Below are 19,499 nucleotides of genomic sequence, written 5' to 3' on the forward strand. Positions count from 1 at the left end.
CGCGTCCAGGCCTCAAATGTGTAAACGATGTCCCCGGTTTCAGATGTAAACGATGTCTACGGTTCTACACCCCGATGAAGTCGCCACGGTATTTCAGGTAAAACTCAGCAGCCGTAGCGCTTGCTCGCCTCGATCGCCAAACCACTGCCGATACTGCCGAAGATATTCCCCTCCACATGCCGGGCATTCGGCAGCATGGCCGAGATGCTGTGGCGCAGCGCCGGGATGCCGCTGGAACCGCCGGTGAAGAACACCGTGTCCACCTGGGCCACCTCCACGGAAGCCTCGGTGAGCAACTGCGTCACGCTGTTGCGCACGCGTTCCAGCAAGCCATCGATGGCCGACTCGAACAGTGCGCGGCTCAGGTCCACGCTCAACCCCGGCTCAACCCGGTCCAGCAGCACGTGGCGGTTGTCTTCGTGGGTGAGCTGGATCTTGGTCTCTTCCACTTCCATGGCCAGCCAGTGCCCGGCGCGCTGTTCGATCAGCTTGAACAGGCGGTCGATGCCGCCGGTGTCTTCGATGTCATAGCGCATGCTGCCCAGGGCCAACTGGGATTTTTGCGAGTACACCGAGTTGATGGTGTGCCAGGTCGCCAGGTTCATGTGGTGGCTGGTGGGCATGTAGGCGCCGCTTTTCATGCGGCTGCCATAGCCGAACAGCGGCATCATGCCGGCCAGGGACAGTTGCTTGTCGAAGTCGGTCCCGCCGATGTGCACGCCGCCGGTGGCGAGGATGTCGTCCTGGCGGTTGTCGTTGTGACGGCGCTCCGGGGACAGGCGCACCAGCGAGAAGTCGGACGTACCCCCGCCGATGTCGACGATCAGTACCAGCTCTTCCTTCTCGATGGTGGACTCGTAGTCGAACGCAGCGGCAATCGGTTCGTACTGGAACGAGATGTCCTTGAAACCGATCTTGCGCGCTACGTCGACCAGGGTGTTTTCGGCTTCCTGGTCGGCCATCGGGTCGTCATCGACGAAAAACACCGGGCGGCCCAGCACCACTTCTTCGAACTCGCGGCCGGCGGTGGTTTCGGCGCGGCTCTTGAGTTGGCCGATAAACAGCGCCAGCAGGTCGGTGAACGGCATCGCCGTGCCCAATACGCTGGTGTCGTGCTTGATCAACTTGGAACCCAGCAGGCTCTTGAGCGAGCGCATCAGCCGGCCTTCGTAGTTCTCCAGGTATTCGTGCAGGGCCAGGCGACCGTAGACCGGGCGGCGCTCCTCGAAGTTGAAGAACACCACCGACGGCAGGGTGATCTTGTCGTCCTCCAGCGCGATAAGCGTTTCCATGCCGGGGCGGATCCAGCCGACGGTGGAGTTGGACGTGCCGAAGTCGATACCGCAGGCACGGGCTGGGGATGGGTTTTTCATGTCTATCGGGTTCCGGTTGAAAAACGGCCGCGCAGTGTATGCCAGTCGAGGGCGGATGCGTAGGCCGACCATCCGTTAAATCGTGCTTGAAAGTTCGGCATTCGCCCCCACATCTGTTGCATACGGCAAGCGCCGATAACACTTTGACGCACCCCCAGGCCACAAGACTCAACAGGTGCAAACCAGCGCACGTTGTGCCCCGGGCTGTGCGATCTCGATTAAGGATGGTGAACCGCCGATGGATTTCAAAGACTACTACAAGATTCTGGGTGTCGAGCCGAGCGCCGATGACAAGGAAATCAAGGCTGCCTATCGCAAGCTCGCGCGCAAATATCACCCGGATGTGAGCAAGGAAAAAGACGCCGAAGCCAAGTTCAAGGACGCGTCCGAAGCCTATGAAGCGCTTAAAAGCGCCGACAAGCGCGCCGAATACGACGAACTGCGCAAATACGGCCAACATGGCCAACCGTTCCAGGGCCCGCCAGGCTGGCAGAGCCGTGGCGGGTTTGGCGGTGGCCAGGGCACCGAGGACTTTTCCGACTTCTTCAGCTCGATCTTTGGCGGGCGTGGCGATGCCTTCGGTGGCGGCCAGCGCCGTCCAACCGGGCGCAAGGGCCAGGACGTGGAGATGCAGCTGTCGGTGTTCCTCGAAGAGACACTGTCCACCGAGTCCAAGCAGATCAGCTTCCAGGTGCCGCAATACGACGCCTCGGGCCGGCATGTCAGCAACACCACCAAGAGCCTGAACGTGAAGATCCCCGCCGGTGTCGCCGACGGTGAGCGTATTCGCCTCAAAGGCCAGGGCGCACCGGGTGTTGGCGGCGGGGCCAACGGTGACCTGTACCTGATCGTCAAGTTTGCGCCGCACCCCAAGTTCGAAGTGGACGGCGAAAACCTGATCATCAACCTGCCGCTGGCACCATGGGAATTGGCGCTGGGCGCGGAAGTGGCCGTGCCGACCCTGACCGGCAAGATCAACCTCAAGGTGCCGGCCGGCAGCCAGAACGGCCAGCGCATGCGCGCCAAGGGCCATGGTTTGCTGAACAAGGCCGGGCAGCGTGGCTTCCTGTACGTGCAGCTCAAGGCGGTGATGCCGCCGGCAGGCACTGACGAGGTGAAAGCGTTGTGGCAGGAGCTGGCGCAGAAAGCCGCGTTCAATCCGCGCGAGCAGTTCTAAGGGGATTTGTGGTGAGGGCACAAGCTCCCTCACCACAGGTTTCAAGTCAGAACAGGAAATACCGCTGCGCCATCGGCAACACATCCGCCGGCTCACACCACAGCAGCACCCCGTCGGCCTTGACCTGATAGGTCTGTGGGTCCACCTCGATGTCCGGCAGGTAATCGTTGTGGATCAGGTCGGTTTTCTGCACATCGCGACACCCTTTCACCACCCCAATCTGTTTCTTCAGGCCCAGGGCTTGCGGCAAGCCTGCGTCCAGGGCTGCCTGGCTGATAAAGGTCAGGCTGGTGGCATGCAATGAGCTGCCGAAACTGGCGAACATCGGGCGATAGTGCACCGGCTGCGGGGTGGGGATCGATGCATTGGCATCGCCCATCAGGCTGGACGCAATCGCGCCGCCCTTGAGGATCAGGGTTGGCTTGATGCCGAAGAACGCCGGGCGCCACAGCACCAGGTCAGCCCACTTGCCCACTTCGATGGAACCGACGATATGGCTGATGCCGTGGGTGATCGCCGGGTTGATGGTGTACTTGGCGATGTAGCGCTTGGCGCGGAAGTTGTCGTTGCCCGGGCCGTCACCGGGCAGGGCGCCGCGCTGTTTCTTCATCTTGTCGGCGGTCTGCCAGGTGCGCGTGATCACTTCACCGACGCGGCCCATGGCCTGGCTGTCGGAGCTGATCATCGAGAACGCGCCGAGGTCGTGCAGGATGTCTTCGGCGGCGATGGTCTCGCGGCGGATGCGGCTTTCGGCGAAGGCCACGTCTTCGGCAATGCTCGGGTCCAGGTGATGGCAGACCATCAACATGTCCAGGTGCTCGTCGATGGTGTTGCGCGTGAACGGCCGCGTCGGGTTGGTGGAGCTGGGCAGCACATTGGGAAAGCCGCAGGCCTTGATGATGTCCGGCGCGTGGCCGCCGCCGGCACCTTCGGTGTGGTAGGTGTGGATGGTGCGGCCCTTGAGCGCGGCCAGGGTGGTTTCGACAAAGCCGGATTCGTTGAGGGTGTCGCTGTGGATCGCCACCTGTACGTCGTACTGGTCGGCGACGCTCAGGCAGTTGTCGATGCTGGCGGGGGTGGTGCCCCAGTCTTCGTGCAGCTTCAAGCCGATGGCGCCGGCCTTGACCTGCTCGATCAACGGCTCGGGCAAGCTGGCGTTGCCCTTGCCGGTCAACCCTATGTTCATCGGGAACGAGTCGCTGGCCTGCAGCATGCGCGCCAGGTGCCAGGGCCCGGAGGTGCAGGTGGTGGCGTTGGTGCCGGTGGCCGGCCCGGTGCCGCCGCCGATCATGGTGGTGACACCGCTGGTCAGCGCCTCTTCGATCTGCTGCGGGCAGATGAAATGCACGTGGGAGTCGATGCCGCCGGCGGTGAGGATCATGCCTTCGCCGGCGATCACTTCGGTGCTGGCGCCGATGGCCATGGTCACGCCGGGCTGGATATCCGGGTTACCGGCCTTGCCGATCGCGTGGATGCGGCCGTTCTTCAAGCCGACGTCGGCCTTGACGATGCCCCAGTGATCGATGATCAGCGCGTTGGTGATCAGGGTGTCGACGACTTCATGGGCGAGCAATTGGCTCTGGCCCTGGCCGTCGCGGATCACTTTGCCGCCGCCGAATTTCACTTCTTCGCCGTAGACGGTGAAGTCCTGCTCGACTTCGACGAACAGCTCGGTGTCGGCCAGGCGGACCTTGTCACCGACGGTGGGGCCGTACATGTCGGCGTAGGCTTGGCGGCTGATTTTCATGTGTGTGCCCTGAAATATTTGTGTTGAATGTGAAATCGCTATCGGGGGCAAGCCCCCTCCCACCTTTGGAATGCGTTCCCCTGTGGGAGGGGGCTTGCCCCCGATGAGGCCCTAAAGGTCGCCCATGATCCGCCCGGCAAACCCGAACACCCGCCGACCGCCGCTCAAATCCACCAGCTCGACCTCACGGCTCTGCCCCGGCTCGAACCGCACCGCCGTGCCCGCCGGTATATTCAGGCGCATGCCGCGGCTCAACGGGCGGTCAAATGTCAGCGCGTCATTGGTCTCGAAAAAATGGTAGTGCGAACCCACCTGGATCGGCCGGTCGCCGCTGTTGGCCACGCTGAGGGTGACGGTGCGTCGGCCGACGTTGAGTTCGATCTCGCCAGGCTGGATCTGATATTCGCCAGGAATCATGCAGGTTGCCCCAGGGTCTTGAAGTAGATGGCGGTCGGGCTGTAGCGCCCGTCCGGGCTTTGGCAGTAGTCGGGCAGTTCACCGATCTTGGTGTAGCGCAGCGACTGGTAGAAGGCTTCGGCAGGCGAGCCGGCTTCGGTGTCCAGGTACAGCAGGCCGCGCTTGTGCTGACGCGCGGCGAGTTCCAGGGTGTTCATCAATTGTTGGCCCAGGCCGTGGCGCCGCGCGTTGCTGTGCACCAGCAGCTTTTGCACTTCGGCGCGGTTCAGGCCGTTGGCTTTCTGGCACAGCGCCAACTGTACGCTGGCGATCACCTGCTCATCGCGCACCACCACCCACAGCAACAGGCTGGCGTCTTCAATGCTCGCCTGTACCCCGTCCAGATAGGCACGGGCCTGGGCCTCATCGAAGTCGGCCATGAAACCCACCGACGCACCGTGCTTGACCGCATCCAGCAACAGCTCGATCAGGCCCCGACGGTAGTGGGCAAAACTTTCAGCATTGACTCGACGCAGTTGCGCGGCGTTCATCGAACTCACTCCTTGGGCGGTTGCGCGCCCGGATTCAATGTCAGTTGCATAAAGGTCAGGTCCAGCCAGCGGCCGAACTTGATGCCCACTTGGGGCATTTGCCCGGTGGTGACGAAACCCAGGCGTTCATGCAGGCGGATCGAGGCCAGGTTGCCGCTTTCGATGGCCGCCACCATTACGTGTTTGCCGCCACTGCGGGCGCGCTCGATCAGGGTTTGCATCAGGCGTGGGCCGAGGCCCTTGCCGCGCTGGTCGTTGCGTACGTACACCGAGTGTTCGACGCTGTAGCGAAAGCCTTCGAACGGGCGCCAGTCGCCGAATGAGGCGTAGCCGGTGACTTCATCGTTCTCCACTGCGACCAGGATCGGATAGCCCTGGGCCTGGCGTGCACTGAACCAGGCCTGGCGGTTGCCGAGGTCCACCGGTTGTTCGTTCCAGATTGCCGTGGTGTTGAGTACCGCGTCGTTGTAGATGTCGCGGATCGCCGGCAGGTCTTGCTCGGTTGCATCACGAATCATGGCCGTGCCTCACGCGATGGGTTGGTGGACGGTCACCAGCTTGGTGCCATCGGGGAAGGTGGCTTCCACCTGGATATCCGGGATCATTTCCGGGATGCCTTCCATCACCTGTTCACGGCTGAGCAGGGTGGTGCCGTAGTGCATCAGGTCGGCCACGGTGCGGCCATCGCGGGCGCCTTCCATCAAGGCGGCGGAGATATAGGCGATGGTTTCCGGGTAGTTGAGCTTCACACCGCGCGCCAGGCGCCGTTCGGCGACTAAGCCGGCGGTGAAGATCAGCAGTTTGTCTTTTTCCCGTGGGGTCAGGTCCATGGTTCAAGGTCCTTCAAAGAATGCATTCTTAAATACAACAGAGATCAAGTGTGGGAGGGGGCTTGCCCCCGATGGGGGGTGTCAGGCAATACATCTTTCACTGACCCACCGCCATCGGGAGCAAGCCCCCTCCCACATTTTGATCTTCATGTGCTCCATATTCGTGGTGAGACTGCTTCCCGTCCTAGCACCGCCGGGCGTAACAGTTTCCATAAATCAATTAACCACCCCCGCGCCAGCAGCGCTTCACTGGCCAGGCAGCGGGCGACCAGCAAACCGGGCAGTTGGGTCAGGTCGCCGCGCACGGCGTGGGGCAGGGCGCGGCAGTGTTCGAGTAATTCGGGCTCGATATCGCCGGTCACCAGCAGCGTGGCGAACACCGGTTGGCCATCCAGGCCGATGGGCGAGTCGAGCAGGCCATCGGCGCCAACAATGCGCTGGCGCTCGTGCCAGAGCAACTGGCCGTCGCGGCGGATATCCAGGTGCGATTGAAAGTGGCCCAGGTCGAAGCGCTCGCCACTGGCCGGACGCCCCAGGGCGATCACGTCCCAGTAGAACAGCCGGGCATCGCCGTGCAGGTCGATGCGGGTGCTGAGTTCGGCCTGGGCGGCGCTGAACACGATGGTTTCCTGGGGCAGCCATTCCAGGGTCGCGCCGGCCTCCACCGTGAGATCAAGTTGCTGATACGCCGGGCCGCTGGCGCGATACCACTTCGCCGCGCCGGGGCTGGTCAATTGCGCCCAGGCACCCTCGGCGACATGGGCGCGGATGTCCAGGCGGTCGCCGCCGGCAATCCCGCCAGGCGGGTGCACGATGATGTGCTGGCACACCTCGGGGCCTTCGGCGTACAGGTGCTTTTGCACCCGCAGCGGGCCAAGGTGACGGCGCATCACCGGGCGCGTGGTGTCGCCGAAACGCGCGTAGCCGAGGTCCAGCTCGGCGTGCCAGCTGGGGGTGAACAGGGCAGGGGAAACGGGCAGGTTCATGGTTTCTTGTGCTTATCGTCAGGACGCTACAGGTTAGATGGTAACCAAACCGCGCACACCCTCAGTCTCCATATTTTCACCACGGCCCTGCTGCACGATTTCACCGCGCGACATCACCAGGTACTGGTCGGCCAGTTCGGCGGCAAAGTCGTAGAACTGCTCCACCAGCAGGATCGCCATATCGCCGCGCGCCGCGAGCTTCTTGATCACGGCGCCGATCTCCTTGATCACCGAGGGCTGGATGCCTTCGGTGGGCTCATCGAGGATCAACAGGCGCGGGCGGCTGGCCAGGGCGCGGCCGATGGCCAACTGTTGCTGCTGGCCGCCGGACAAATCGCCGCCGCGCCGGTGCTTCATTTGCAGCAAAACCGGGAACAGTTCATAGATAAACGCCGGCACTTCCTTGGCTTCGGCACCGGGAAAACGCGACAGCCCCATCAACAGGTTTTCTTCCACCGTCAGCCGCCCGAAAATCTCCCGGCCCTGGGGCACGTAGGCGATGCCGGCGTGCACGCGCTGGTGCGGCTTGAAGCCGGTGATGGCCTTGCCCTCCCAGTTCACCACGCCTTCCTTGGCCGGCAGCAACCCCATCAGGCATTTGAGCAGGGTGGTCTTGCCCACGCCGTTACGGCCGAGCAGGCAGGTGACTTCGCCGATCTTCACGTCGAAGGACAGCCCGCGCAGGATGTGGCTACCGCCGTAGTACTGGTGCAGCTTGTCGACTTGCAGCATGTTCAGTTCTCCTTAGCGACCGAGGTACACCTCGATCACCCGCTCATTTTCCTGCACCTGTTCCAGCGATCCCTCGGCCAGCACGCTGCCCTGGTGCAACACGGTGACGTGGTCGGCAATCGAGCCGACGAAGCCCATGTCGTGTTCCACCACCATCAACGAATGCTTGCCCGCCAGGCGCTTGAACAGTTCGGCGGTGAATTCGGTCTCGGCGTCGGTCATGCCCGCTACCGGTTCGTCCAGCAGCAACAGTTGCGGGTCTTGCATCAGCAGCATGCCGATCTCCAGGAACTGCTTCTGGCCGTGGGAGAGCAAGCCGGCGGGCCGATGCACGGAGGCGGTGAGGCGGATGGTGTCGAGCACTTCGTCGATTCCATCCTTTTGCTCGCCGCTCAGGCGCGCACGCAGGCTGGCCCACACCGACTTGTCGGTCTTCTGCGCCAGCTCCAGGTTTTCGAACACGCTCAGGGCTTCGAACACCGTGGGCTTCTGGAACTTGCGGCCGATGCCGGCCTGGGCGATCTGCACTTCGCTCATGCTGGTCAAGTCGAGGGTTTCGCCAAACCAGGCCTTGCCGTGGCTGGGCCGGGTCTTGCCGGTGATCACGTCCATCAGGGTGGTCTTGCCCGCGCCGTTGGGGCCGATGATGCAGCGCAATTCACCGACGCCGATGTACAGGTTCAAGTCGTTGAGCGCCTTGAACCCATCGAAGCTGACGCTGATATCTTCCAGGGTCAGGATGGTGCCGTGGCGGGTGTTCAGGCCGGTGCCTGCGGCCTGGCCGATGCCGATGGCATCGCGGCCGCTGCCCGCATCGAAAATAGGTTCGAGCATGACGTTCCTCATTTCTTCAACAGCCCGATAACGCCCTTGGGCAGGTACAGGGTGACGATGATGAACAGCGCCCCGAGGAAGAACAGCCAGTACTCCGGGAAGGCCACGGTGAACCAGCTCTTCATGCCGTTGACCACGCCGGCGCCGAGCAACGGCCCGATCAGCGTGCCACGCCCGCCCAGGGCCACCCACACGGCGGCTTCGATGGAGTTGGTCGGCGACATTTCACTCGGGTTGATGATGCCCACCTGCGGCACGTACAACGCGCCTGCCAGGCCGCACAGCACTGCGCTCAGCACCCACACGAACAGCTTGAAGCCACGCGGGTCGTAGCCGCAGAACATCAGGCGGTTCTCGGCATCGCGCAGGGCGGTCAGCACCCGGCCGAACTTGCTCCGGGCCAGGCGCCAGCCGATGTACAGGCTCGCCACCAGCAGCACCACCGTGGCCACGAACAGCACGGCCCGCGTGCCTGGTTCGGTGATGCCGAAACCGAGGATGCTGCGGAAGTTGGTGAAGCCGTTATTGCCGCCGAACCCGGTCTCGTTGCGAAAGAACAACAGCATCCCGGCAAAGGTCAGCGCCTGGGTCATGATCGAGAAATACACGCCCTTGATCCGCGAGCGGAAGGCGAAAAAACCGAACACCAGCGCCAGCACGCCCGGCGCCAGCACCACCAGGCACAGGGCCCACAGGAAGTGCTCGGTGCCGACCCAATACCAGGGCAATTCGGTCCACGACAAAAACGTCATGAACGCCGGCAGCTCACTGCCTGCGGCCTGGCGCATCAGGTACATGCCCATGGCATAACCGCCGAGGGCAAAGAACAGGCCGTGGCCCAGGGACAACATCCCCGCGTAGCCCCACACCAGGTCCAGGGCCAGGGCGACAATGGCGTAGCAAAGGATCTTGCCCACCAAGGTCAGGGTGTAGGCCGATACATGCAGCGGGTTTTCCGGCGACAGCAGCGAGCACAACGGCAGGGCCAGCAGCAGCAACAGCACCACCGCGCCGACTGCAATCGTCACCTGGGGGCCGGCCTTTTGCGTGGCCGTAAGCATCAATGGCTGGTTCATCAGTCGATCACCCGTCCTTTCAGTGCGAAGAGTCCCTGCGGGCGTTTCTGGATAAACAGAATGATCAGCGCGAGGATCAGGATCTTGCCGAGCACGGCACCGATCTGCGGTTCCAGGATCTTGTTGGCGATACCCAGGCCGAACCCTGCCATCACGCTGCCGGCCAACTGGCCGACGCCGCCGAGTACCACCACCAGGAACGAGTCGATGATATAGCTCTGGCCCAGGTCAGGGCCGACGTTGCCGATCTGGCTCAGCGCCACGCCGCCCAAGCCCGCGATACCGGAGCCCAGGCCAAACGCGAGCATGTCCACCCGCCCGGTGGGCACGCCGCAGCAGGCGGCCATGTTGCGGTTCTGGGTGACGGCGCGCACGTTGAGGCCCAGGCGCGTCTTGTTCAGCAGCAGCCAGGTGAGCACGACCACAAACAGCGCGAAGGCGATGATCACGATGCGGTTGTAGGGCAGCACCAGGTTGGGCAGCACCTGGATCCCGCCGGACAGCCACGCAGGGTTGGAGACCTCGACGTTCTGCGCACCGAACACCAGGCGCACCAGTTGGATCAGCATCAGGCTGATGCCCCAGGTGGCGAGCAGGGTTTCCAGCGGGCGTCCATACAGGTGACGAATCACCGTACGCTCCAGGGCCATGCCGATGGCGGCGGTGACGAAGAACGCCACCGGCAGTGCGATCAACGGGTAGAACTCGATGGCCTGGGGCACGTAGCGCTGCATCAGCAGCTGCACCACGTAGGTGGAGTAGGCGCCGAGCATCAGCATCTCGCCGTGGGCCATGTTGATCACGCCGAGCAGGCCGAAGGTGATCGCCAGGCCCAGGGCCGCCAGCAGCAGGATCGAGCCCAGGGACATGCCGCTGAAGGCCTGGCCGAGGATCTCACCCAGCATCAGTTTGCGTTTGACCTGGGCCAGGCTGGTCTCGGCGGCGGTGTGCACGGCGGCGTCGGTTTCCACCCCGGGCTCCAGCAGCGCTTCGAGGCGCGTGCGGGCCAGCGGGTCGCCGGTACTGCCGAGCAGACGCACGGCGGCGAGGCGCACGGCCGGGTCGGTGTCGACCAGTTGCAGGTTGGCCAGGGCCAGGCTGAGGGCGGAGTGCACGTCCTCGTTGGTCTCGGCGGCGACCTGCTGGTCGAGGAATTTGAGTTGCGCCGGTTGCGCGCTTTTTTGCAGGGTGCGTGCCGCGGCCAGGCGCACCTTGGGGTCGGCGGCGAGCAGTTGCTGGCTGGCCTGCACGTTGTCGATCAAGCCGCGCAGGCGGTTGTTCAGGCGTACGGTCCTGGTCTCGCCGTTGAGCGTGAGCTGGCCCTGTTGCAGGGCGTCCACCAACTCGATGCGCGCCGGGTCGGGCTGGGCGGCCCAGTCCTGGAGGAGCTTGGCTTGTTGCGTCGGGTTGGCGGCCAGGAAGTCTTCGGCGTCGCCGGCATGTACCGCCAAAGGCAGCAATAGCAGGGCCGTGAGGATGAAACGGTGCAGGGCAGTGGGCATACAAATTGTCCTGATCGTACGCGGTCAATTGTGGGAGGGGGCTTGCCCCCGATTGCGGTGCATCAGTCAGCACATGCAGTGCCTGACACTCAGCTATCGGGGGCAAGTCGAATCGTCGCACCGCCCCTCCCACATTTTTGATCTTTCGTGAGACTTAGTTGCTCTTCACCGCGTAGTCCGGCTTCTTGTCATTGCCAGGAATGTACGGGCTCCACGGCTGTGCCCGGATCGGCTCCTGGGTCTGCCACACCACCGAGAACTGCCCGTCGGACTGGATCTCGCCGATCATCACCGGCTTGTGCAGGTGGTGGTTGGTCTTGTCCATGGTCAGGGTAAAGCCCGATGGCGCGGCAAAGGTCTGGCCGGCCAGGGCTTCGCGCACTTTGTCGACGTCGGTGGACTTGGCTTTCTCCGCCGCCTGCGCCCACATGTGGATGCCCACGTAGGTGGCTTCCATCGGGTCGTTGGTCACCGCTTTGTCCGCGCCCGGCAGGTTGTGTTTCTTCGCGTAGGCTTTCCAGTCGGCGACAAACTTCTTGTTCACCGGGTTCTCCACTGACTGGAAGTAGTTCCAGGCCGCGAGGTTGCCCACCAGCGGCTTGGTGTCGATGCCGCGCAGTTCTTCCTCACCCACGGAGAAGGCCACCACCGGTACGTCGGTCGCTTTCAAACCCTGGTTGGCCAGCTCCTTGTAGAACGGCACGTTGGAGTCGCCGTTCACGGTGGAAATCACCGCTGTCTTGCCGCCGGCGGAGAACTTCTTGATGTTGGCAACGATGGTCTGGTAATCGGCGTGGCCGAATGGGGTGTAGACCTCTTCGATATCTTTATCCGCTACGCCTTTGGAATGCAGGAACGAACGCAGGATCTTGTTGGTGGTGCGCGGGTACACGTAGTCGGTGCCGAGCAGGAAGAAACGCTTGGCGCTGCCGCCTTCTTCGCTCATCAGGTATTCCACCGCCGGGATCGCCTGCTGGTTCGGCGCCGCACCGGTGTAGAACACGTTCGGCGACATCTCTTCACCCTCGTATTGCACCGGGTAGAACAGCAGGCCGTTGAGCTCTTCGAACACCGGCAATACCGATTTGCGCGACACCGAGGTCCAGCAGCCGAACACCACGGCGACCTTGTCCTGGGTCAGCAGCTGCCGGCCCTTTTCCGCGAACAGCGGCCAGTTCGACGCCGGGTCCACCACCACCGGCTCAAGCATCTTGCCGTTCACCCCGCCCTTGGCGTTGATCTCGTCGATGGTCATCAGCGCCATGTCTTTGAGGGACGTTTCGGAGATGGCCATGGTCCCGGACAACGAGTGCAGGATGCCGACCTTGATGGTCTCGGCGGCCTGCACGGTCCAGGTCAGGCCCATGGCGACAATGGAGGCGGACAGGGTGAAAGCCTTGATCAAGCTGCGACGCTTCATGGTGCGGTCTCCGTAAACGTTTAGTTTTTTTTGATAGGCCGATGTGAACGCTGAAGGGGTACTAGCAAGGGCTGTGCCCGATGGCCAAACGCCCGGTTTTGCGGGGGCTGGAGCCCGGTGCCTGGCGTTGACGCACCAATGCGGAGCGTGCAGGCGTTGGCGGTGCAGGGGATGCGCCTAAAGAGTGCCTGGGGGCCTCGATAACTATGCAGCGCCCTGCTGGCGGTTCAAGCGAGGACGCTTCTGCATGGCAAGCGTTGTGCGAGCCCGGTGCCCATGGGCACCGACGACGAACATGATCAAGGGAGTGTCATGCAAGAGCATTTATCCAGAGAGGAGCGCGCGGCAGCGAGGGGCCTTCGATACACCCTCAGCCCTGGGTTTATCAGTGCCGACGATGCTGCACGCTATGTGCACGAGCGCATTGGCGACAAGCGCGACCGCGAGTACGGCAGTGTCATTCTCCAGCGCCTGGCCGATAGCAAAGTGTTTGCCACCGAGCCGATTCCCGGCAAGGCGGCGACGTTCGACTTTTCGCTGTTGCTGGAGCGCGGGGCGCAGAACGAGTTCCTCGATCCTGCGGGCTACAAACTGGTGGGCGGGGTGCATTCTCACCCTGACCAGTTTGCCCAGATCAAGGCCCTCAACCCCGGTTATCGGGACCGCCAGGTGCGTATCTTCAACAGCTTTTTTTCCACCCGCGATGTGGTCTTCAACCACTACGAAGGGCGTGCGTTCGGCACCGCCTACTTGTCGGGCCCCCAGGGCGTATTGCTCAAGTACCAGCCGGGTTTTTCCGAGGCCGAGCGCAAGTTTGTCGACTGGATCGACGACGTCAGTACAGCCGTGCCCGCCGATGGTCACGATGGCACGCTCGAAGGCTTTATCAAAAAAGTGGCGTCGGTAGGCCGCCTGTCGTTGCTGGTCGCCAGCGATGACTGGGGCGGGGTGCCCGGTGTCATCGATCAGCACTGGCGGCCCTATCTGCCACTGAACAGCGGCCAGCCCACCATCGCCTGCGGGGCGGTGTATCCCGAGGTCACCCAGGCGCTCAACGCCGTGCAGGCGCGCATGCGGCGTATGCCCAATGTCAGCCAGATGGCCCTGCTGCTCAAGCATGAGCTGCGCGATGAGTTCGCCGCCACCCAGCCCTTCGTACTCAGCAGTGCCGAGCAGTTGCCCACCGACAACCACCTGCCTTTGCTGGCGGGCGGACCACCCTTGCCGGAGCGCTTTCACCTGCAGGGTTTCTTCTATCTGTCGCGGCCGGTGCCGGCGCAGTTTCCGACGGTGGAACCGTGGCTGTACCAGCAGTTCTTCAGCCCGCGAGAGCTGGCGGCCTACATCGCCAAGGCCCGCCGCTACATGCATACGGCGCCCTCCGTGCTGGGCATCTCGCTGTACCTGCGCACCAAGGACAATGCCTTGCTGCGCTACCGGTTCAGCGGCTCACCGGCGGAAACGCGATTGTTCACCACCGATGAGCCCGGCCTTCCCCTGGCCCTCGCGGCGAGAACCCTGACCCCGCGCCAGTTTGTGAAACAGGTGGCCGAAGCCGGTGAGTTGAGCGTCGAACAGACCAGCCCGCTGTGGGACGTGGAAGGCGTGGTCGAGAACAACTGGACGCCCTATGCACGCTTCCCCTTCAAGCAAGCCACCCTCGGCCAGGCGTTTTCGTCGGCCGACAAGGCCGCACAGTTTGCCCATGCGCAGGTGGGCGAGCGCCGTGACCGCGCCTATGTGGCGCTGATTCTGAAGCACCCCGACCAGCACTTTGTACTGACGCAATTGCTGCAGGCGGGCACCAACCCTTATGGGTTCCAGGGGTTCTATCCGTGGGACGCTTACAGCAAACAGTTGGCGTTGCCCGGTGGTTATCAACTGCACGCCTGGTTCGGCTCGCACATGGCGTTGTCATGGGGGAACCTCGATGCCGACTTCAAGACGAAGTGGGCCCGCGACGATGCCAGCGTCTACTTCCAGGGCTTTACTGATGTCGAGGCCCACAGGATTCATCAACTGCGCGTGCCGGGCTACCTCTCCGGCGCGGCAGACAGCCTGCTTGTGCTGGAGCCGGAAGGGGCGGACCAGGCCGCATTCACGCGATTGTTCGCGCCGGCGCCGGGCGGCAGCCTGATTGCCCGAGACCTGGCGGACGGTACCTATACGCCTGCCGAAGGCGTGCGCAAGTTGGCTGGGGTCAGTCGCCTGCGGGTGGTCCTGGGCAATGCGCTATGGGGGCCGCCTGGCGTGGTTGACAGGCACTGGCGAGCGTTTGCCGCCGCGTCGTCCCTGCCGAGCGCCGCGACCGCCGTGGTTTCCCTGCCGGCCTTGAGCCCGGCGTTTGTGTCTGCGGATGATGCGGCACTGTGGGCTCACCGGCGTATCGGGACGCGACGCGAGCGTGAGTTCGGTGGAGTCATCCTGAAAAAGCCTGGCGGGCATTTCTTTGCCACCGAGCCGCAAGTCAGCACCGGCGTGCGGTTCGACTTCCTCACCCTCCTGGGCACGGATGATCGCGCCCGGTTCATTGCTCCGCCCTCTTATGAATGCCAGGGCTTCTACCGTTCCTATCCGGCCGAGCCTGGCGAGGTGGAGCGCTACAACCCGGGCTTCAACCCGGACCAGGTTGCGCTGACCGGCAGCTTCTTCTCGAATGCCGATCAGGTGTTTGCCCTGTCCCACCGTGATTTCACCCCGGTGCATTATCTGTCCGGTCCTGACGGCGCATTGCTCAAGTACACGAGCAGCGGTTCCCAGGCCGAACAATCCCTGTTGCGGCAGTTGACGGGGATCGAGCCGGCGCAGCCTCTCACCGCGTTCGAGGGGGCGGTGTGGAACCTGGCGCAGGCCGGGGACTTGCGGGTCGTGGTGGGCAGCAAGGTCTGGGGTGGGGTGCGGGGGCGTGTGCTGCACGGCTGGACCCTGGGCAGCCCTGTCACCTCGGTGCAGGACCTGCCGTTTTTTACCCCGCTGCTGTCGATGGGGCACAGCGCGGTGCTGGTCGCCCTGAGCAGCGTCGACTTGCTGGGGCAGGGGGCGGTGGGCGTGGTGCTGAAACACCGTACCACCTCGAATTACATCGCTACGCTGCCGGCGCCGTTGGGGACGACCCTGGACAGTCTGTTTCCCGTGGGGGACCGCGGTGAGCCAAGGCTGGTGCCGAATTATCGCCTGGTGGGCCTCTACCACGCCCAGCCGGCCCAGGCGCCGGAGCGCCTTCCGCCCAAGGAGGCGTGGCTGTACAAGCGGTTTGCTACGCCGCCGTTGCTGGTGGACGCCATGAGGCAAGCGATCGCCAGCACCGGTATCCAGCTCGCTGAGCTTGGTCTCAAGCTGTATCTGCGCACCGCTGATAACGCTTTGCTGCACTGGCAGGTGCCGAGTGCCTCGTCTGCCAACGAGCTGTTTGTCGTCGACGGCCAAACCGTGACCGACAACGGCAATGAAGCGGCCTTGCTCGACGGCACGTTGTCGCCGCGGGACTTCGTGCGCCGAGTGATTCGCGCGGGCGCGTTGTCGGTGGTCCAGCAAGGCGGCCTGTGGAACACCCTCGGGCCGTTGTATGACAGCGAGCACTTGCCGCTCGGTTCAGGCGCGCTGCCCTTGAGCGGGATGTTCCTGACCGCGGACGACGCCGCGCGGCATGCCCATGAACGCATCGGCGTTCGCCGCGGCAACGCCTATGCCGGGTATGTCCTCAAGCGAGACGATGGGCGATTCGTGTTCACCGAACCCGTGGCCATTTCCGGCGACGGCTTCGCCTCCGACCTGCTGCGCCCTGCCAACGGCAGTGCTTATCTGGTGCCGCCTGCTGGCCATCAGCTCTATGCGCGCTACAGTTCGCATACCGCGTTATCCGTGGCTGACCTGGAGCGTCAACGGCGTCTTGGCTGGACGCTGGCCGATCTGGAAGTCAACGCCACGCTGTTCTCCGATGTGGAGATCCGTTCGGTGATCGAATCGCGGTTGCCGGCCTATCTGAGCGGTTCGCCGAATAACCTGATCAGCTATCGCCCCAGTGGTTCTGCCAATGAGCTGCTGGTACTGAGCAATACACAGCGCGAGCCCGGCCAGCATGGCTATTTCGAACGGTTGGAGAGCGGCCAGCTCAAACCGGTGGACATCGTCGCCCGGCTGGCCGATGCCGGCACCTTGAGCGTGCTGGTGCGCAGCGCGCTGTGGGGGCCGCGCGGCCGGGTCTACAACGACTGGACGCCCAACTTCGACTACGCCGAAGTCGATCTGCAGGCACCAGCGTTCGGTGCGATCTTCGACAGTCTCGATGCCGCGGCACTCAATGCCCATGTGCGCTGGTACGGCAGGAACCTGGATGCGCAACGCTGCACGGCGTACATCCTCAAGCATCCGCAGCGCGATGAGTTTGTGGTCAGTGAACTGCTGGCGATCACCTCCGGCGGGCGTTGGTTGAGTGACTCCTCCAGGGGCGTCGGTTATCTGGCCGGTGGCGAATTCGCCAAGGGGTTCGAGCTGGCCGGCCTGCTGTTTTCGCAGCAATGGGTGCCGGCGGGATTGCCCACCCCCGAGGCCTGGCTGGCACGGTTCTTCATCACCCCCGAGGTGCTGCTGCGCGCCGAACAGGATGCCCGGCATCTGCCGCGCCCGGCAGCCACTGCGATACTGCCGGTGTATGTGTCGACACACGATGGCGCCTTGTTGCGCTACCAACCTCCGGCATCCTCCCTGCTCAAGGAGGCCACCGACGGCACGGGCGTGATCATCGCCGGGATGAACCTGCACAACGGGACGCTGGACGTCCAGCGCTATGTGTCACAGGTCGCCCAGCCTGCGGACCTGCGGGTGCTCTACACCAGCCAGTGCTGGGACCGTCGGGGAGCGGTAGGCCAGGGTGGCGTCGCCTGGCGCCCCTACGCCAACTTCATCCGCCGTCGCCTGGGCCCGGCCTTTCATTCCCAGGACGATGCGGCCCGGCACGCCCGTTCGCTGCTGCAGGGCAATGGTCTGCTGGGCGGGTTGATTCTGCAGCGTCCCGATGGCCTGTTTGTCGCCACCGAACCGCTCAAGGTGCCCCAGGAAGACTTCGACCCCAAGTGGATTTTCCCGGATGAGGTGGTCAGTACCGGTGGCTTCCCGGCGGCCCATACGGTGGTTGCACGTTACCGTTCCAGCCCGGCCCGGGAGTTGCCCTTCGTACTCGAACTGGCGCAGGCCGGCCTCTATCGCAACATGCTGTCCACCCGCGTGATTTCATCGGCCCTCGCAGGCCAGGACGCCCGCCTGAACCGCGAGTACCTGCTGGGTTCCGATGGCTGTGTGGTGAGCTACACACGCAGCCACTCCGCGCTGGAGGAAGCGCTGAGAAAACAGCTTTTGCCCCTCGACGAGACACGACGCGATCGCCTGGAAAACCTGCTCGAACGTCAGATTCGCAACGCCGCGCTGGCGCCTGGCGAATTTGTCACGCGCCTGGCCAATGCGGGTGTCTTGCGGGTGGTGGAGGGCAGCCCAACGTGGGGCACGCCACGCCGGATCCTTGGCGCCTTCATCGTCAATAGCGACCGCCCCGCGCCATTGGCGATCCGGAACGCACTGGCAGACCCGGCGTTCAGCCCGCTGTTCACCCAGGAGCAGGACGCAGTGCGGTATGCCCATCAGCATCGTCGGCATGGCGAACACCTGCAGTTCGGCTACGTGTTCAAATCGCAGAAAAACGGGCACTACATGGTCAGCATGCCGCTGGTGCGCCAGAGTTATCGTGACTTTGCGCAAGTCTTTCCCGACGGTCTTTTCCCCCAGGGCTATGGGCTGGAAGGCTTCTACCTGTGTGCCAGCAGCGACAGCGTCACGCCGGCCACGGATCCGTTGCACCAGGCATTTTTTTCGCCCACGGACATGGACATCGGCATCCGCTTCTCGATTCACGGAATCAGGGGCAAGCAACTCACGTTTTACCTGTCATGCGCGGATGGTGCCCTGCTCAGGTATCAATACCTGGGCACGGATGCGCAGCTGGATTCGTGGGGCTCGCTGCTTGAAACACGGCAGCAGTTGCGCGCAGGCCGGATGACCCTGCTCAGTTACGTCCATCGCCTGCTCGACAAAGGGGTCCTGGATACGCTGGTCCGAGGCGAGGTCTGGACCACGCGCAATCGTGTCGATACGTTCTGGAAACCCGGTGTCGATGAGGTGTTTGTGCCGCCTTGGCGTGCGGCCTGCGGTCCGGTTTTTTCCGATGGGGATGATGCCGCGCGCTATCTCCGGCGCCAGCTTTCGCCGTATCAGGGCAAACAGTACCTCTCGGCGATACTCGCCAATGCGGCGGGCACGTCGTTCCTGGCTACCTTGCCGGTAGCGGCCGGGGCCGACCAGTCGCTGATTCTGCGCCTGTTCTACAGCGGGCCGCTGGGCCCTGTACAACCGGCGGTGCCGCCAGCGCCCCTGCCGGACTTTCCGCAGCCATATGCGGTTGCGGGTGTCCATCTGCTCTACAACAGCATGCCGGCCACCGACAGCCGGGCGCCGAAAGATATCGCCCTGACGCGTCATTTCGTGGCGCCGACCTTTCTGAGTTATTTCATCAGGGTGTTGCGCGGGCTGTCGCGGCCGTCGCCGGGTCTGTATCTGTCGAGCCAGGCCGGGGCGTTGTTGAAGTACCTGCCCAGTTATTCGGCGCAGGAAAGCCGGGTCCTGGTGGGCGGTCCCGACGTGTATCCCACCGTGTTCCTGAAGGGCGTGGCCAGGACCGGCAAGCTGTTCGTGCTGGACAAGGACGACTTCTGGATGAACGAGGGTCTACTGTCCGAGCAGCAAGTGGAGCGCTCCAATGGCCTGGAAGTCGCCGTGCCCGAGGTCGACGAACCGCTGAGCCTGCGCGACCGCGACGAGCTGTAAAC

The 19,499-nt window shown here is 63.6% G+C and carries 14 protein-coding genes; 2 read left to right on the plus strand and 12 right to left on the minus strand.

Going from position 1 to position 19,499, the window contains the following annotated elements; all coding sequences use genetic code 11:
* Positions 1 to 104: 104 nt before the first annotated feature.
* The gene (locus AC07OP_RS26195; RefSeq protein WP_495102650.1) at positions 105 to 1,373 is read right to left on the minus strand and encodes an Hsp70 family protein; all 1,269 of its coding nucleotides are present in this window, start codon (positions 1,371 to 1,373) and stop codon (positions 105 to 107) included.
* A gap of 238 nt (positions 1,374 to 1,611) precedes the next feature.
* Between AC07OP_RS26195 and AC07OP_RS26200 the strand changes: the two genes are divergently transcribed.
* Complete coding sequence (locus tag AC07OP_RS26200) at positions 1,612 to 2,550, plus strand: DnaJ C-terminal domain-containing protein (protein ID WP_253493084.1); 939 nt, start codon at positions 1,612 to 1,614, stop codon at positions 2,548 to 2,550.
* 46 nt (positions 2,551 to 2,596) lie between these two features.
* On the opposite strand, the gene ureC is transcribed toward AC07OP_RS26200, so the two are convergent.
* The 11 genes from ureC to urtA all read right to left on the minus strand — a co-directional run bounded on the left by ureC (position 2,597) and on the right by urtA (position 12,624).
* The gene (gene ureC, locus AC07OP_RS26205) at positions 2,597 to 4,297 is read right to left on the minus strand and encodes an urease subunit alpha (RefSeq protein WP_027607723.1); all 1,701 of its coding nucleotides are present in this window, start codon (positions 4,295 to 4,297) and stop codon (positions 2,597 to 2,599) included.
* Between the two features lie 111 nt (positions 4,298 to 4,408).
* On the minus strand, positions 4,409 to 4,714 hold the full coding sequence (locus AC07OP_RS26210) for an urease subunit beta (RefSeq protein WP_027607724.1): 306 nt from the start codon (positions 4,712 to 4,714) through the stop codon (positions 4,409 to 4,411).
* On the minus strand, positions 4,711 to 5,244 hold the full coding sequence (locus AC07OP_RS26215) for a GNAT family N-acetyltransferase (RefSeq protein WP_027607725.1): 534 nt from the start codon (positions 5,242 to 5,244) through the stop codon (positions 4,711 to 4,713). Before AC07OP_RS26215 ends, AC07OP_RS26210 begins: the two co-directional genes overlap by 4 nt.
* Positions 5,245 to 5,249: 5 nt before the next feature.
* Positions 5,250 to 5,762: a GNAT family N-acetyltransferase gene (locus AC07OP_RS26220; RefSeq protein WP_108573615.1), complete on the minus strand. Its 513-nt coding sequence runs from the start codon at positions 5,760 to 5,762 to the stop codon at positions 5,250 to 5,252.
* A 9-nt stretch (positions 5,763 to 5,771) separates the two neighbouring features.
* Complete coding sequence (ureA, locus tag AC07OP_RS26225) at positions 5,772 to 6,074, minus strand: urease subunit gamma (protein ID WP_003171437.1); 303 nt, start codon at positions 6,072 to 6,074, stop codon at positions 5,772 to 5,774.
* Between the two features lie 146 nt (positions 6,075 to 6,220).
* Entirely contained in the window at positions 6,221 to 7,060 is an 840-nt protein-coding gene (locus AC07OP_RS26230; protein WP_027607727.1) for an urease accessory protein UreD, read from the minus strand.
* Between the two features lie 33 nt (positions 7,061 to 7,093).
* The gene (urtE, locus tag AC07OP_RS26235; RefSeq protein WP_495102651.1) at positions 7,094 to 7,792 is read right to left on the minus strand and encodes an urea ABC transporter ATP-binding subunit UrtE; all 699 of its coding nucleotides are present in this window, start codon (positions 7,790 to 7,792) and stop codon (positions 7,094 to 7,096) included.
* A 12-nt stretch (positions 7,793 to 7,804) separates the two neighbouring features.
* Positions 7,805 to 8,638 (minus strand): urea ABC transporter ATP-binding protein UrtD, encoded by an 834-nt coding sequence (urtD, locus tag AC07OP_RS26240; protein ID WP_174562753.1) that lies wholly within the window; start codon positions 8,636 to 8,638, stop codon positions 7,805 to 7,807.
* Entirely contained in the window at positions 8,635 to 9,702 is a 1,068-nt protein-coding gene (urtC, locus tag AC07OP_RS26245; RefSeq protein ID WP_065940909.1) for an urea ABC transporter permease subunit UrtC, read from the minus strand. The genes urtD and urtC overlap by 4 nt, the downstream gene beginning before the upstream one ends.
* Positions 9,702 to 11,204 (minus strand): urea ABC transporter permease subunit UrtB, encoded by a 1,503-nt coding sequence (gene urtB / locus AC07OP_RS26250; RefSeq protein ID WP_027607731.1) that lies wholly within the window; start codon positions 11,202 to 11,204, stop codon positions 9,702 to 9,704. Before urtB ends, urtC begins: the two co-directional genes overlap by 1 nt.
* A 154-nt stretch (positions 11,205 to 11,358) precedes the next feature.
* The gene (urtA, locus tag AC07OP_RS26255) at positions 11,359 to 12,624 is read right to left on the minus strand and encodes an urea ABC transporter substrate-binding protein (RefSeq protein ID WP_027607732.1); all 1,266 of its coding nucleotides are present in this window, start codon (positions 12,622 to 12,624) and stop codon (positions 11,359 to 11,361) included.
* 312 nt (positions 12,625 to 12,936) lie between these two features.
* Here urtA and AC07OP_RS26260 point away from each other — a divergent pair, with 312 nt between their 5' ends.
* Positions 12,937 to 19,497, plus strand: a complete 6,561-nt coding sequence (locus AC07OP_RS26260; RefSeq protein WP_495102652.1) for a hypothetical protein — start codon at positions 12,937 to 12,939, stop codon at positions 19,495 to 19,497.
* The last annotated feature ends 2 nt before the right edge of the window (positions 19,498 to 19,499 follow it).

The organism is Pseudomonas sp. GW821-FHT09D08, assembly GCF_059416305.1.